Origin of the sequence: Marinobacter alexandrii (assembly GCA_039984955.1) — a bacterium.
Classification (GTDB): domain Bacteria; phylum Bacteroidota; class Bacteroidia; order Cytophagales; family Cyclobacteriaceae; genus Ekhidna.
This window is the reverse complement of sequence record JBDWTN010000007.1, coordinates 2,640,825-2,655,307: the sequence shown is the minus strand read 5'-3', so window position 1 is coordinate 2,655,307 and position 14,483 is coordinate 2,640,825. Positions and strand designations below refer to the sequence as shown.

Here is a 14,483-nt window from a genome sequence, read left to right as displayed (position 1 = left end):
ATGCCTTACAACATCAACTTTGTTAATGTACTCATCGCAGCAGGGATTTTTCAGGGCATAATTATTACCATTGTTTTAGCTGTTAGAAAACATAGTCAAGCTAATTCTAATAAGTATTTATCTATAGCCCTAGCAGTCACCTTCCTACACCTTACATACCTCTTGCTGATAGACTTTAATATTACAGCTAGTTACTCATGGCTATTGTGGATTCCTCTGAATTACACTACTGCAATTGGTCCTTTGCTGTACTTGTATTCTAAGAGCAAGACTGACAATGCATTCTCCTTTTCCAAAGCGGAGTTTAAGTTATTTATCCCAACCATTGTTGAACTCGTATTCCACATCGCCCAAGTTGCCTTTACTGTTCAATGTAATACCTCCTATGATCGAACTTCCATATTTATCCCTCTCTACACCTTGATCTACCTATGGACTGGGGGTTCTATTTATTATTTCGCCAACAAGTCTTTAAAACTTATTCAAAATCATGAAAATTGGATAATAGGTAATTATGCCAACCTAAGGGATATTACTCTAAGGTGGCTTTTGAAGTTCATTTCTTTTTATCGTTGGATATGGATCTGTTGGATTCCCTTCATTATTCTATTGCTAATAACATTTCAATACGATGTTGGAGGTCTTTTTCTTGTTGTGATCATGTACACCTTAATTTTAGGAGTAACCTACTTAACTTATTTTTTAGGTTTGGAAGCTTTGATTCAATCCTCTGGTATTCATCTAATCAAACCAAAAACTCTTTATTCAAACAAGGGGTACTCCAGTATTTCCAAAGAAAAAGTAAAAGAGCTTATTGATAAACTTGAGCACTCCATGAAAGATGAGAAGCTGTTTAAAGATGATCAAATAAGCCTTTCCTCCTTATCTAGGCATATTGGAGAAGAACCAAACTTGATTTCCTTCATGCTCAATACTCATTTGAAGAGAAGTTTTTATGATTTTATCAATCATTTCAGAGTTGAAGAGGCCAAATCAATGATGATGAATCCCGATTTTGAGCATTATAAAATTGAATCTATCGCTTATGAATGCGGATTTAACTCGAAAGCTACTTTTAATAGATCTTTCAAAAAACTAACCAAGATGTCTCCAAGTGATTTTCTAAAACACAATAGGTCTCACTGACAACAGGTCTCAATCTACCCATTGCGACCTTTCTATGAGTTGTTCTATTTCTTTTTGTGACATGAAAAAGATATTCTCAATTCCCTTTCTTTTAATCTCCACCTTATTCGCCCAAGCACAGAATAATCTTAAAAGGTTTACTTCCTTCAGTCAGGTAAAACCTGATCCCTTACAAGTCGAGTGGCTTGACATCCCCTGTGAAGAGGTGAGGGACATTGAAGAAATGGTCTCTAATCTAACCAACTTAAAGGTGTTGTTTCTAACTAATTGCAATCTGAAGGAGCTGCCTAGAGGAATTGAAGGTTTTGCTAATCTGGAATTGCTTAAGGTTGAGGGAAATAGTCTCTACACTCTCCCAAGTAATTTGAAAAAATTGCAAAATATTGATGTTGTTAACATCAGTCGCAATCAATTCAAATCTCTACCAAAAGTCTTATCAAAATGGGCCAAATTAAGAGAACTTGACCTCTCCTTCAATGGAGATCTGGACCTAGATAAATCGATTGACGTATTAACCAACATTAAGATGCTGGATAAGCTTGTACTTGAAGGAAACTCCTTGAAATCACTTCCGCCGAAAATGGGTGAACTGGATATGATTGAAGAACTATTGCTAAGCGATAATCCAGGATTAAATTTAGAAAATACTATCTCAGTATTAGCAGAAATGGAGTCTCTTACTATTCTTGGTCTGGCTAAGAATGATATAAAAATTTTACCCAGAGAAATGAGCGTTCTTAAGAATTTGCAAGGATTGGTTTTGGACAACAACCCCGATCTAGACCTTAAAAGCCTTAGTATAGCTCTGAAGGAGCTGAGTCAATTGAAAGTACTTTTACTAAGAAATAATGCAATAGAAAAAATGCCTGATGATCTAAGTCCATTTCTAAATCTAGCTGTATTGGAACTGGGCGAAAATCATTTTTCTGAGGCAGAGAAAAAGCGAATTGAGTCTATACTTAAGGATACAAAGGTGAATTTTTAATCAGAAGATTCATCGTCATAAATCGCCTTGATCTTTTCTTTATCCTCATCAGGAATCGAAGGGTCAGCCAACAACTGCCAGGCTCTTTGGCGAGAGTTGATATCGTACTTAAACAGCACATTATTCTCTTTCTCGCGTTTCCTTATTCTCCTCCCCATGATGAAAATGGCGATTTGAACAATGATCACTATTGAGATAAGAATGTAAATCCAGTTCATTTTTATACAATTAACTCACCCGCCACCAGCCTTGGCACCACTTGATACTCACTTTCTGTCATACAAAACTCCAGATCCTCCTCGATACCAAATCCACTGAGTCGTTCAGCATGGCTTGATTGCTTCGCTATGCCAAACAAGTTTTCATGATTGGCAATGTAGACCTGATGAGCAACCAACGCTGAATCGCCAACTGTTTTCATTTCCTCAGCACATTCATCAATCAATGCTCCGGCAAAAAGCGTGTCTTCCAGATTAGGTGTTCCCTTCCATCCGGCACAGTGTATGAGCACATTGCTTTTAGATTGCAATACGTATTCAGCCACGCTTTCCAAATTCAAAAAAGCTCCTATAATAATTTCGTCCGCCCCTTCCGATTTAATGATTGCCTGAGAGCCATTTGTCGTAGAGATCGCTATCTTCTTTCCTTTTACTTGATCAGCTTGATATTCAAAAGGGGAGTTTCCCATATCAAACTCAGGGATCTTGATCCCTCCTCGCTCGCCCGCCATTAAATAGCCTTCCTTTCCTAAGGCCTTGACTTCATCTACCTCTCCTACCGGCTTGATAGCCTCTACCTCATTCGCCAAGCCTGTTACGATGCATGAAGTTGCCCGAAATACATCTACAACTACCACGATTTTTCCTTTCAAATCATGCTGATGTATCAGGTCTGGTGTTAAACAAACTTCAATGGTTTTCATAATTATATTTAGATCTTGCTTGAATTAATAAAGATCCTTCATCACGTTCAGGATAACCCTTCAGGTCACTTCAAAAATGGTGGTCTAACAACTTTTGCCTTCACTTGCTTATCCCGAATAATCACATTGATCTCAGTGTCAGGCTTACTGTTTTCGATGGTAACATAGCCCATGCCTATTCCTAGATTCAACGAGGGTGACATTGTACCAGAAGTTACCATACCAATAATATTCCCATCTAAATCAGCAAGTTCATAATCGTGACGGGGAATACCTCTCTCAGTCATTTCAAAACCAACTAGTTTTCTTTGAACACCTGCCTCTTTTTGAGCTTTTATATTTTCGCTATTCACAAAGTCCTTCGTGAATTTGGTTACCCATCCAAGACCTGCCTCTAGCGGAGATGTCTCGTCCGTAATATCATTACCATAAAGACAAAATCCTTTTTCTAGTCGTAAGGTATCTCTTGCCCCCAGTCCAATCGGTTTGATTCCAAACTCTTCGCCCGCTTCAAAAATTTTATTCCATACATCTTTAGCATCTTCCTTATTGATATATAGCTCAAAACCTCCTGATCCTGTGTATCCAGTTGCAGAAATAATCATTTCATATCCGGCAAGGAATGCGGCTTTGAAGTGATAAAATTTAACTTCAGAAAGATCGACTTCTGTCAGTTTTTGAAGTGTTTCCATTGCCTTTGGTCCCTGCACAGCCAGAAGCACTAAATCATCTGACACATCCTCCATATCTACTCCCCATTTGTCTTGGCCTTTGATCCAGTTCCAATCTTTCTCAATGTTAGAGGCATTGACAACCAACATGTATTTCTCCTCTGAGAAACGGTATACCAATAGATCATCAACTATCCCTCCTTTATCATTCGGTAAGCACGAGTACTGCGCCTGACCGTTGATAATCTTGGAAGCATCATTACTAGTCACCCATTGAATCAAGTCCAACGCATGAGGTCCTCGAAGCATAAACTCACCCATATGCGAGACATCAAAAACCCCTACCCCTTCTCTCACTGTCATGTGTTCTTCTTTATCAGAAGAATATCTTACTGGCATATTATACCCTGCAAATGGCATCATCTTTCCACCTAATTTTTCATGCAGGTCATTCAAAGGAATTTGTTTCGTTTCCATGCTTTCTAGCTATTAATTTTTAATCCAACCGGACAGTGATCCGATCCAAAATATTCATTGTAGATGTGTGCTTCAGCAACTTGATCTTTCAATTTTTCACTCACCAGGAAGTAGTCGATTCTCCAACCCACATTTCGCTCTCTCGCTCTATACTTGTAGTTCCACCAGGAGTATTTTACTTCTTCAGGATATTTCAATCTGAACGTATCTAAATATCCCTCATTTAATAAAGCGTTCAATCCATCGATTTCAGTCTGCGTATATCCTGACGCTTTATTGTAATTTTCTTTGGACCTGGCAATATCTATTTCCGTATGAGCAACATTTAGATCTCCACAAATGATTACTGGCTTTTTCTCTTCAAGAGAAATGATGTATTCTCTGAATGAATCGTCCCATGTACCTCGATAATCCAGACGCTTCATTCCTTCACCGGAATTAGGTGTGTATACTGTGACCACAAAGAAATCTTGAAACTCAGCGGCTATGACTCTTCCCTCCTGATCATGCTCCTCAATACCTATATCATAGAAAACTTCAAGTGGTTTTTCCTTTGAAAGGATGGCAGTGCCTGAATAGCCTTTCCTGGCTTTGGATGAATTTACGGCTAGACTATATTCTGGAAAAAGCTGTAAAGCTGTCTTTACATCTTCTGGCTGGCCTTTTGTCTCCTGTAGACATAAAACATCAGGATTCATTGCTTTTACGTCCTTAATAAAGTCTTTCTTCACAATGGCACGAATACCATTTACATTCCAGGAAACCAGATGAGATTGAGGCATTTAATTTTTCAGATTTAGTGTCAAGTGCGCAAAGAAAAGCACACCGAGCCATTTATAAAACTTAACCCTGACTTGATTTTGAGGGAAATTAACAGGTTAAAATATCAGAAATTAGGTGAACAAGGCTTTAACCCACTTTGCATCCATTCATTGTCTCTCTTTGGGGTCTAAGTAGCACCACTTCTTCACTTTCATTATAGATGCCCATGACTAAGCATTCACTCATGAATGGACCTATTTGTTTTGGCTGGAAGTTTACTACCGCTATGACTTGCTCGCCTTTCAGACGCTTCTTGTTATAAAGTGTGGTGATTTGTGCAGAGCTCTTTTTGGTTCCGATTTCAAGGCCGAAATCAATGGTGAGAATATAGGCTGGTTTCCTTGCTTCAGGAAATTCCTCCACTTTAACAATGGTGCCAACTCGCATATCTATTTTCTCAAAGTCACTCCAATTAATCATAGCAGTTTGTATAATTTTTTAAGGTTCTTGTTTAATCTTTTTAAGTGATATTCATTTTCAATATCACTTCTTCTTTCCTCTAGTATTTCAATAAGTGCATTCAGGTGGGATTTGTTCAATTCCTGGATTAATCGCTCAGTATATTGGCCGAGCTGATTAGAAGGAGCTTTCATCAATTGCTCTTGCATGAGTAAAAACATGTCATTCTGAAAATGCTTATCGACATACAGAGTAGTCATGATCCGAAATCCATAATCTCTGGTCACAACTGTACCAACATCCATCGCATCAATGATTTGAGGAAGTACATCATACAACTTCTCCTTTACTAAATGGGCGATATGCGCAAGACCAATCATACTCCCAAAAACAACACGATTGATGGGACTCCTCAATTGTTCTAATAAAAAATCAATTTGACCAACCAATAATTTTGGAGACAGCTCTCCCGTGTAAGCAAGTGTAAGAACCGCATCAGATTGAGCTCTTTGAATTGGTTTGCTTTCGAAGAAAGCAACTAACTCTTCCACTGCATTCATGCCTCCCGTTTCAACAATATATTTCGCAGCTTGCCTGTTTGGCTCCTGAATCTTCTGTTTTAGTGCAAATGCAAGTTTGTCTTGAATCGGCATATTATTTAGGGCAAAAAAAATCTCGACACTATGGTCGAGATTAGTTCGTATTTTCTCAGTTGCTAGCTTGCACAGAATTCTTTCAGCCTTCTGTTTTTGCCTGGCTCTCTTAATTTTTGAAGCGCCTTCTCTCTGATTTGTCTTACTCGTTCTCTTGTCAATCCCATTGCATCGCCAATTTCCTCAAGTGTGAATGGATTGTCACATCCGATTCCAAAACTCATCATCACTACTTCTCTTTCACGAGCTGTAAGTGTAGATAATGCTCTCATGGTTTCTACTTTCAATGAATCATTGAAAACCAAGTTTCCATCTGTAGGACCAGTAGTTTGGTTCTCAAGAACATCCAGTAGTGACCCACTCTCATCCTCTCCGAAAGGTGCGTCCATTGACATTTGCTTCACTTCTGCTCCAAGCGTATTTCTTACTTCGCTTGGCTTCATGTCAAGAATGTCAGCCAATTCTTCTTCTGTTGGTTCACGCTCAAACTGTTGCTCTAGCTCCGCATAGGCTCTTCTGATCTGGTTAATTGCACCAGACTTATTCATAGGAAGACGAACAATTCTTGACTGCTCAGCAAGTGCTTGCATAATGGACTGACGAATCCACCATACGGCGTAAGAGATAAATTTAAATCCCTTTGTTTCATCAAATTTCTTTGCTGCCTTAATTAGACCGAGATTCCCCTCATTGATCAAATCATTTAGTGGCAGACTTCTATTTTGGTATTGCTTAGCCACAGATACCACGAACCTAAGGTTTGCTTTCACAAGTTTTTCCAATGCAAGGTCATCGCCCTCTTTGATACGCTTAGCTAGCGTTACTTCCTCATCTGGAGTAATCATTGGAACGTTACTTACCTCAGTAAAATATTTCTCCAGGGTGTGGCTTTCTCTCCTGTTGGTAATTGACTGGGTAATTTTTAACTGTCGCATATGTTCTTTTTAAATACTAGTTTGTTATGGGTCTACAAAAGCAATCTGCAAAGATAGGCTTTTCGCCGCTGTATTTGCAATAGATTATCTTATTATATACGATAAATCAACCAAAAATTGCCCCAGTAAGTTTCGATTTTCTTTACAATTTCAGAAAATTAATATTCTGATTTAGGAAAGAGGCATTGTCCATTCACTTTGAGTGTAATCGTTCAAACACTAATTAAACCCTAAAACACAATACAAAATGAACTTACTAGAAAAAGAACAAGAATTGCAATCTATGGTCAGCCAAGGACAAATGCTCGAAGCATTTGACAAATTTTACCATGAAAATGTGGTGATGATAGAGGGAGATGGTATAGAATACAAAGGCAAAGCAACAAACAGAAAAAGGAATGAAGAATGGCTGGATATGATAGCTGAAATGCATGGAGGTGGTATCGGAGCTATGTCTGCCAACGAAGAAACAGGGTATACTATGACCGAGTCATGGGTAGATGTTTCATTTAAGAATGGAAACCGGATGAAAGTCGAGGAAGTTTCTGTGAAAAAATGGGATGGGGATTTGATTGTTCACGAGCGATTCTATTATAATGCTCCAGGGTAAGAATATGAGGCTGTTTTCAAAAGTCAAATTAAACGTCATAGCGAACAAGTGAAGCTATCTCAAATGATTTCAAGGCATTTTTTCTATCATGAGATCGCTTCGATTCCTCGCGATGACGGCTTTTGAGACAGTCTCATTTTATTTTGATGTATGTTGATTTTCCGTTAATAATCAGTCTCGTAAATTCATTTGATGAGTTTCTCAAAAATGCGAATTCTTGAAGAGTTGTAGGGTCGACAAAAGAACTATCAGATGTTGGATTCATATAAGTGAAACGTCCATTCCACTCTCTGCTTACCATCAACAAACTATCTCTAGATGTTAATTCTATCACATAATCTCTACTCTCAGACTTGTACCTCCCCTTAAATTGAAAAAGTTTCTTATCATCTAAGCTTACAACACTATACTCTTTAGGTTCTTTAGCAAAAGGATATCGCCATTTATAATGATTTGAGATACTTCTTAGAATTTCTTGAATCAAATAACGACTATTATAAGAATTAGTCATCACTACAGCTCCGTTGGCTCTTCCGTTTTCTATAAAGCCTATAAACTCACTTCTATAGCCCTTATTCGTACCCCTGAATGAAAATATGGTTGGAGTTCCTTTATCATCAACAAAAAGTCCAAGGTCAAGCATTTCATCAGCGAGTTCCTTCGTGAGAAAACCAACAGCTTCTCCCTTAAGGGATGTTGAGAAAGCGGAAACAAATTTCAGAATATCATTCGGAGTTGTCCAAAGTCCACCAGCAGCAAGATCCGTCAGTATCATCCAGCCACTTTCAACCAGAGTGCCATCGTAATTATAACCCAATGCAACATTTGTGCTTGTGTCGCTAAATGATGGATCAAAAAAGCTTCTATGCATCTCTAATGGCTTGAATACCAAAGAGTCCATTGCTTTCTCAAAGCCAACATTTAATACATCCTGAATAATTTTTTGAAGCACGGTATAACCTCCTCCGGAATAAGACCAATCTGTTCCTGGCTCAAACTCTAATTTAACTGGCTCAAGCTTTGCGGGCGGGTTGGCATCTAACATGTCTATTTCATTATCAGGTATTTCCTCACCAATCGAATAGTATGCGACACTCCCTCGTGACAATCCTGAAGTATGAGATATAATCTGCCTTAAGGTGACTTTTGCTGTATCACTGTAATTAGAATAGTCAATTTGCCATCCTTTTAAATAATCGTTTACGTCAGTATCCAGAGATAATAATCCACTTTGAACCAGTCTGAAAATGGCAAAACTTGTGATTGGCTTACCAATAGAGGCTGCCTGGAAAAGGGTATTCGAGTCAATGCCTTTTTCATCCTTTTTTCTGGATACTCCATAGCTAGCTTTCAGATCGATTTTATCACCATTCATTACGGATATACTTACGCCCGGAACACCATAATATTCCATTCTATCTTGAATAGAATAGTTACCATTTATTCCATTAAGTGTAGCTGTGATTGTTAGTCCATTTTCTATTTCAGATAAAACAGCATTGTCCTTTGATCTTTTTTGTCCAATACAAGGGCATACAACTAAAAGTGAGATCAGGTAGATGAGTGGCGAAAATTTACATTGCATTCTCTCTTCATTACTCATATCTAATAGAATTAACTGGATTTGATTTAATCGTTTTGTTGCTTACTGTAAGGATCACCAGGCATGTAATAGCCAGTACGAACAAGATAACGGCCAAGAAGATCAACGGGGAAATACTCACCCGGTATTCGAACCCGATCAGCCACTGTGAAGCAAGCCACCAACATAGTGGTACCGATACTGCTGATGCTATCAATAAAAATTTGACAAACTCGCGTGTATGTTGGTGAATTAAGTCTAGAAATCCTGCCCCCATAATTTTGCGGATGGCGATTTCTTTTCTTCTTGCTACTACATTATATGAGGATAATCCAATCATACCAATTACAGCAATAAAAAATGATACAATAGAAGCACTAACAAATACGTTTCTAAAAATCGCTTCCTTTTCATATTCCCGCTGTACCATATCGTCCATAAATTCCCATGTCATCACTTTATTCGTATCGAAAGAATTATGAATAGTTTCAATTTTCTCCAGTGTTGAGATTGTATTAAAACCACTTAATTGAATCACAATATCATCTAGACTTACAAATGGATTGTGATAGTGTCCAATCACCACCGGGCCAATCGTTTTTCGAAGTGATCTATAATGGAAGTCACTTATGACTCCAATGATACGTGCTTGCAATTCATCGCCTCCTGTTTCTTGAATCTTTATCAACTGTCCAACAGCACCATTCCCTCCATACATTTTTGCAGCTGTTTCATTAATTAAAACAGAAATACTATCCTGTCCTTTCATTCCGGAAAAACCTTGACCTGCAACCAATGAAAGTTCCAGTGTAGAAATACCATCTTGATCCATTCCGTAGTATTTCATTGCAATTTTCCCTTTCGGATTGCCCAATGCGTTCACCTCTACTGCGGTTCCTGATCTATACCCACTTATCATCCTGGTAAGACCAGCAACTTTTTGAACATCTGGAATTTTAAGAAGCTCATCTTTAATTTTTGAGTAGTTATTTCGTACTGGGGCACTATTGATTTCTACAACGACCAATTGCTCCGTGTTGAAGCCCAGAGACTTACTATTCATGAAAGTGTATTGCTGATTGACTATGGTCAACCCTGCCAAAATCATCACAACAAACAAGTATTGAATAATCACAAGGGACTTGCGAAGGGTATTATTTCCTGAAACAGAAATAGTCATATTCTTAAGTACATTAACGACTGAATATCTACTTAAATGAAAAGCTGGGTAGAAGCCGGCAAAGAGTGTAACCAGTATGACTGTGACAATGAAATAGGGAAGTGATTCGATTACAAACGTAGTGCTTAGATCAAGTTCTATTCCAGTAAGTATATTGAAATATGGAAGTAGAAAATTGGCAAAGGCCATACCTAGCATGAAAGAAAATAACACCATCAAAAAAGACTCAATCAAAAATTGAGCTGCAACCTGTTTGCTATGTGCACCCATCGCTTTTCTCACACCCACTTCCCTCGTTCGTTTGATATAGCGCGCAGTAGATATGCTTATATAGTTAAAGCAGGCCATTAGTAGAATGATTGAACCTACAATGATCAAAAATTGGATTTTAGAAAAATCTCCTTTGACATAGTCATTGACTCTTCCATCAATGCCGTGGGAATTAAAATGAAGGTCGAGCAATCCTAGTAAATAGTGTCGATTCATGTATTCTTCATCAAGGTACTTCGCAAGCATAGTTTCCGCTTTAGCTTCGAACAATTCTTTGTACTTCGGGTCTTTCAAAAGGGCATAAGTAGCCACCGGGTCACCAGTCCATGCATAAAACGACCTTCTAAAATTCTCGGATACATTCTGTAGAAACACATCATAATCTTGAGTAATGATGAAATTGAATTGAATGTATGAATTGGCAGGAATGTCTTTTAGTACTCCTGTCACAGTAAACCTCCCATAAAATTCTAACTCAACTTCTTTCCCTATTGGGGTTTCCAACTCAAAATATTTCTTAGCCAGAGATTCAGTTAAAACAATTGATCGCTTTCTGCTAAGAACATTAGTTGTGTTGCCATCTTTCAGCTCAAAATCAAAAATTTCAAAGAATTGTGGTCCCGCCACTATCCCATCTTCTTCAAAGAATTGTTTGCCTCCGGTCTCTACCCAGGTAGAGGAAGCTGCATGGATGGTGACGGCATTTTCTACAATGTCCAAATCCGTTCTGAGGGCATTCGATAGCTGCCAGGAAGTCCAAATTTCCGGATCTACTCCATCTGCATTTTCAAACTCTTGAATAACCTGATATATCCTATCTGCCTTGGAGTGAAATTGATCAAAGCTGAGCTCGTGCCTTACCAATAACACAATTGTGAGAAAAACTGAAAGTCCTAATGAAAGACCAAAAAGGTTGATAGCAGTAAACTGACGATCTTTTAATAGTGCTCTGAAACCCACCTTGAAATAGTTTCCAATTAATCCGAATTTGATCATCTGACTATGCTTTACGTTTTCCCACCTCAACGACCTCAAGACATTCCAGAAAAGGAAAGCATTTGCTATTCTTCTGGATTGTTTAGCTCTTGCATGATAAAGTTCAAGAATGTCTCCTTCGATTTCATCCAGGTACTCTTTCTTACAAAACCATCGCAAGAATTTCAAAGGCCACTTTGGTGGTTTAGCAGCCATTATTCGTAACGAATGGCTGTGACAGGGTTTGATTTAGCAATTTTGAAAATCCTACTTAATACAGTAGCACAAGAAATCATTAAAACTGTTCCAAAAGCTATGAGAAAAAGATCAACGCTTAGATTTATCCTGTAGGCAAAATCAGAAAGCCAATCCTCAAATAACCACCATGAAACGGGTACAGAAACCACCAAAGCAATAAGTAACAATACTAAATAGTCTTTCAACACCAGGTTAAGAATATTGGGAATAGTTGCTCCCATCACTTTTCTAATACCTATCTCTTTGGTCTTTCGCTCTACAGTGAAGTTGATCAACCCAAACAATCCAAAGGCTGAAATGATGATCGATACAATCGACGCTATTAAAATGATAGTTGCTCGACTTTCCTCTGCCTGATAAAATCGATTCCATTGCTGATCTAAGAAATTTATCTCCGCTGGAGTCTCAGGATCAAATTTATCATTGACTGTTTCAATATGACTAACCGTTTCACGTGGATTCTGACTATATCGGATGGTGAAATAGTCGATACCCATCACATGATTATTCCAACTTCCTAATACAACAGGACCTATAGTTTCATAGAGTGACTCGAAGTGAAAGTTCTCCACCACTCCAGCAATTTTCAATCTGGCTGAATCACCCTCATTTCCTTCTATTACCCAAATACTTTTTCCAATTGCCTCATCAAAGCCCAGCATCTCAACAGCCCGCTCGTTCACCAGCACGTACAAACTATCCGTATCATCTGACCCTGTAAAATTTTGTCCTTCAATGAGCTTCACACCATAGGTATCAAGCCAGTTTTTCTCGATCCCATAAAAGCTTGCTTCAAGTTCACTTTCGGCTAAGTTTTCTCCAATAAATACTTGAGGAATATTTTTCCATTCACCTGGAACTCGAGATGAAGTGGTTGCATTAATCACGTTCGGATTTTGCTTTATGCCTTCAATTATTCCTTTAAAGCTATTTCTGGTAGTTCCTGAATTAATGTCCATGACAATTAGATTCTCCTTATCAAATCCTAAGTCTTTGGATTGTACAAAATTTAATTGACGATAAATAACCATTGAACCTATGATCAGGAAAAGAGATAGCGAATATTGAATACCAACTAACACTTTTCTTAATGTATCACCTTTCCCAGAAAAAGCATTTTTTAAGATTAGAAGTGACCTCTTCAACTTTGAATAGTATAATGCCGGAAGCATTGCTGAAGCAACCCATATAACTATGACTGCAACCAACTGTGAAATAATGAAGTCCATGGATATTAAATTCACTAGTTCAATATTCTTATTGGCTATCTGCAGAAAGTAAGGAAAAAGAACAATGATCAATAGAATTGATAAAAAGTAAGCTATAAGGATTGTAAACAATGTTTCAAAAAACAATTGACCAACAAGTTGTCGGGCATTGGCTCCATTGATTTTTCGCATGCTGGCTTCTAAAGTCCTTTTTAAAGCTTGTACAGAAGAGAGATTTACATAATTGAGTGCAGCAATGAAAATCACCAAAAAGCCCATAAGCAATATCATGGACACAAACTGTCTGTCACTATAAGGAATTGCCAACAATGGTCCAGGACCGCCATTCTCTATATGAGTAGATCCCAAATGAAGTTCGCTCAGCGGATGAAGGTAAAAATCATGTTCTTTCCTAATTTCTTCATCATAGTACTTCTCAAGAAAATCAGACTTCTTGGCATAGATATCTTCAGGATTAGCTCCCTCTTTTAAAAGGACCCACGTTTGCATAAATCGTGTATCCCATGATTTCATAAAGTTTTGAAATCCTTCATCAACCTGTTCTAGGTTATATATATAGATTTCTTTGAAACGATAAGTTGAATTAGCCGGCATAGAATTCATCACAGCCAACACCTCTACTGGTCCAAATCTTGACTCATCTAGCACTTCTCCTACCACATCTGAATGACCAAAAAGAGCCTTTGCCATCTCTTTCTCCAATATGATTCCAATAGGACCTTCAAATTCCTTCTTGGGGTTACCGTTGACAATAGGAAAATCCAAAATGTCAAATATTCCCCGAGAAACTAGCGCCCAATCTCTATCTGCAATTTTAATATCTCCTTCCACCAATACTTGCGACCCCATGTATGTCATATGTGCTGTCTCTTCTACTACTGGGAAATCAGATTTTAAAGCTGCAGCAACAGCATTGGATGTACTTAAATAATCGTGAATCCCATCCTCTTCCTGACTTTTTTCTACCAACCGATAGACACGATCCATTTTCGTGTGATATTGATCAATGCTCTGCTCATCATAGACATACATGAGGATGAAAAACAGGATAGCAAATCCCAACCCTAACCCCAATATGTTAACCAGATAATGAGATGTTTCCTTCCGAAACCGACGGAAGTATATTTTAGTGTAGTTTTTTAATAAGTTCATAGTCCAATTATTAAGTAGTCCAGTTTTTTTAAAGTTGATTATTCGAAAAGATCGGAAGACATTCCACACAAAAAACAGATTGGCCGACTTCTGAGAAGTCTTGCCTCTCAAGTAGAAAAACTCGAATAGATCTCCTTCTATCTCATCAAGAAATTCTTCTCGGCAATACCATCTCAGAAACCTGAGTGCCCATTTTGGTGGTTGAAGTTCCGACATT

At 38.1% G+C, this 14,483-nt stretch carries 13 protein-coding genes; 3 read left to right on the top strand and 10 right to left on the bottom strand.

The genetic code is table 11. The annotated features are described in order from the left end of the window. Together ABJQ32_18180 and ABJQ32_18175 are read left to right on the top strand one after the other, a co-directional pair. Nucleotides 1-1,146, top strand: coding sequence for an AraC family transcriptional regulator (locus ABJQ32_18180; GenBank protein ID MEP5291590.1), 1,146 nt, complete (start codon nt 1-3; stop codon nt 1,144-1,146). A gap of 61 nt (nt 1,147-1,207) precedes the next feature. Beyond that, entirely contained in the window at nt 1,208-2,131 is a 924-nt protein-coding gene (locus tag ABJQ32_18175; protein ID MEP5291589.1) for a leucine-rich repeat domain-containing protein, read from the top strand. Here ABJQ32_18175 and ABJQ32_18170 read toward each other — a convergent pair. From ABJQ32_18170 to ABJQ32_18140, 7 genes are all read right to left on the bottom strand, one after another. Then, complete coding sequence (locus ABJQ32_18170; protein MEP5291588.1) at nt 2,128-2,349, bottom strand: hypothetical protein; 222 nt, start codon at nt 2,347-2,349, stop codon at nt 2,128-2,130. The two genes, ABJQ32_18175 and ABJQ32_18170, sit on opposite strands and share 4 nt — an antisense overlap. Nucleotides 2,350-2,351: 2 nt before the next feature. After that, nucleotides 2,352-3,053, bottom strand: a complete 702-nt coding sequence (locus tag ABJQ32_18165) for a 2-phosphosulfolactate phosphatase (protein MEP5291587.1) — start codon at nt 3,051-3,053, stop codon at nt 2,352-2,354. Nucleotides 3,054-3,118: 65 nt separating this feature from the next. After that, nucleotides 3,119-4,201, bottom strand: coding sequence for a glycine cleavage system aminomethyltransferase GcvT (gene gcvT / locus ABJQ32_18160; protein ID MEP5291586.1), 1,083 nt, complete (start codon nt 4,199-4,201; stop codon nt 3,119-3,121). A 5-nt stretch (nt 4,202-4,206) separates the two neighbouring features. Then, nucleotides 4,207-4,983, bottom strand: coding sequence for an exodeoxyribonuclease III (locus ABJQ32_18155; GenBank protein ID MEP5291585.1), 777 nt, complete (start codon nt 4,981-4,983; stop codon nt 4,207-4,209). A gap of 127 nt (nt 4,984-5,110) precedes the next feature. Beyond that, on the bottom strand, nt 5,111-5,443 hold the full coding sequence (locus ABJQ32_18150; GenBank protein ID MEP5291584.1) for a tRNA-binding protein: 333 nt from the start codon (nt 5,441-5,443) through the stop codon (nt 5,111-5,113). Continuing rightward, nucleotides 5,440-6,075, bottom strand: a complete 636-nt coding sequence (locus tag ABJQ32_18145; protein ID MEP5291583.1) for a hypothetical protein — start codon at nt 6,073-6,075, stop codon at nt 5,440-5,442. Before ABJQ32_18145 ends, ABJQ32_18150 begins: the two co-directional genes overlap by 4 nt. Before the next feature lie 62 nt (nt 6,076-6,137). After that, nucleotides 6,138-7,010, bottom strand: coding sequence for an RNA polymerase sigma factor RpoD/SigA (locus tag ABJQ32_18140; protein MEP5291582.1), 873 nt, complete (start codon nt 7,008-7,010; stop codon nt 6,138-6,140). 247 nt (nt 7,011-7,257) lie between these two features. Here ABJQ32_18140 and ABJQ32_18135 point away from each other — a divergent pair, with 247 nt between their 5' ends. Next, nucleotides 7,258-7,620 carry a SnoaL-like domain-containing protein gene (locus ABJQ32_18135; protein MEP5291581.1) on the top strand — a complete coding sequence of 121 codons (363 nt, stop codon included), beginning with the start codon at nt 7,258-7,260 and terminating at the stop codon, nt 7,618-7,620. A 133-nt stretch (nt 7,621-7,753) separates the two neighbouring features. Here the strand turns inward: ABJQ32_18135 and ABJQ32_18130 are convergent, their stop codons facing one another. Genes ABJQ32_18130 through ABJQ32_18120 form a run of 3 tightly spaced genes read right to left on the bottom strand, consistent with a single transcriptional unit; the run spans nt 7,754 to nt 14,482 of the window. Beyond that, nucleotides 7,754-9,223: a serine hydrolase domain-containing protein gene (locus tag ABJQ32_18130; GenBank protein MEP5291580.1), complete on the bottom strand. Its 1,470-nt coding sequence runs from the start codon at nt 9,221-9,223 to the stop codon at nt 7,754-7,756. Then, nucleotides 9,216-11,843 (bottom strand): ABC transporter permease, encoded by a 2,628-nt coding sequence (locus tag ABJQ32_18125; protein ID MEP5291579.1) that lies wholly within the window; start codon nt 11,841-11,843, stop codon nt 9,216-9,218. The genes ABJQ32_18130 and ABJQ32_18125 overlap by 8 nt, the downstream gene beginning before the upstream one ends. Next, entirely contained in the window at nt 11,843-14,482 is a 2,640-nt protein-coding gene (locus ABJQ32_18120; GenBank protein ID MEP5291578.1) for an FtsX-like permease family protein, read from the bottom strand. Before ABJQ32_18120 ends, ABJQ32_18125 begins: the two co-directional genes overlap by 1 nt. Between the last annotated feature and the right edge of the window lies 1 nt (nt 14,483).

Excerpts from the sequence above, each read along its gene's own strand:
- ABJQ32_18175 (MEP5291589.1), top strand. The coding sequence starts at position 1,208 with ATGAAAAAGATATTCTCAATTCCCTTTCTTTTAATCTCCACCTTATTC.
- ABJQ32_18165 (MEP5291587.1), bottom strand. The coding sequence starts at position 3,053 with ATGAAAACCATTGAAGTTTGTTTAACACCAGACCTGATACATCAGCAT.
- ABJQ32_18170 (MEP5291588.1), bottom strand. The coding sequence starts at position 2,349 with ATGAACTGGATTTACATTCTTATCTCAATAGTGATCATTGTTCAAATC.
- ABJQ32_18140 (MEP5291582.1), bottom strand. The coding sequence starts at position 7,010 with ATGCGACAGTTAAAAATTACCCAGTCAATTACCAACAGGAGAGAAAGC.
- ABJQ32_18155 (MEP5291585.1), bottom strand. The coding sequence starts at position 4,983 with ATGCCTCAATCTCATCTGGTTTCCTGGAATGTAAATGGTATTCGTGCC.
- ABJQ32_18180 (MEP5291590.1), top strand. The coding sequence starts at position 1 with ATGCCTTACAACATCAACTTTGTTAATGTACTCATCGCAGCAGGGATT.
- ABJQ32_18125 (MEP5291579.1), bottom strand. The coding sequence starts at position 11,843 with ATGGCTGCTAAACCACCAAAGTGGCCTTTGAAATTCTTGCGATGGTTT.
- ABJQ32_18150 (MEP5291584.1), bottom strand. The coding sequence starts at position 5,443 with ATGATTAATTGGAGTGACTTTGAGAAAATAGATATGCGAGTTGGCACC.
- ABJQ32_18145 (MEP5291583.1), bottom strand. The coding sequence starts at position 6,075 with ATGCCGATTCAAGACAAACTTGCATTTGCACTAAAACAGAAGATTCAG.
- ABJQ32_18135 (MEP5291581.1), top strand. The coding sequence starts at position 7,258 with ATGAACTTACTAGAAAAAGAACAAGAATTGCAATCTATGGTCAGCCAA.
- ABJQ32_18130 (MEP5291580.1), bottom strand. The coding sequence starts at position 9,223 with ATGAGTAATGAAGAGAGAATGCAATGTAAATTTTCGCCACTCATCTAC.
- ABJQ32_18120 (MEP5291578.1), bottom strand. The coding sequence starts at position 14,482 with ATGTCGGAACTTCAACCACCAAAATGGGCACTCAGGTTTCTGAGATGG.
- gcvT (MEP5291586.1), bottom strand. The coding sequence starts at position 4,201 with ATGGAAACGAAACAAATTCCTTTGAATGACCTGCATGAAAAATTAGGT.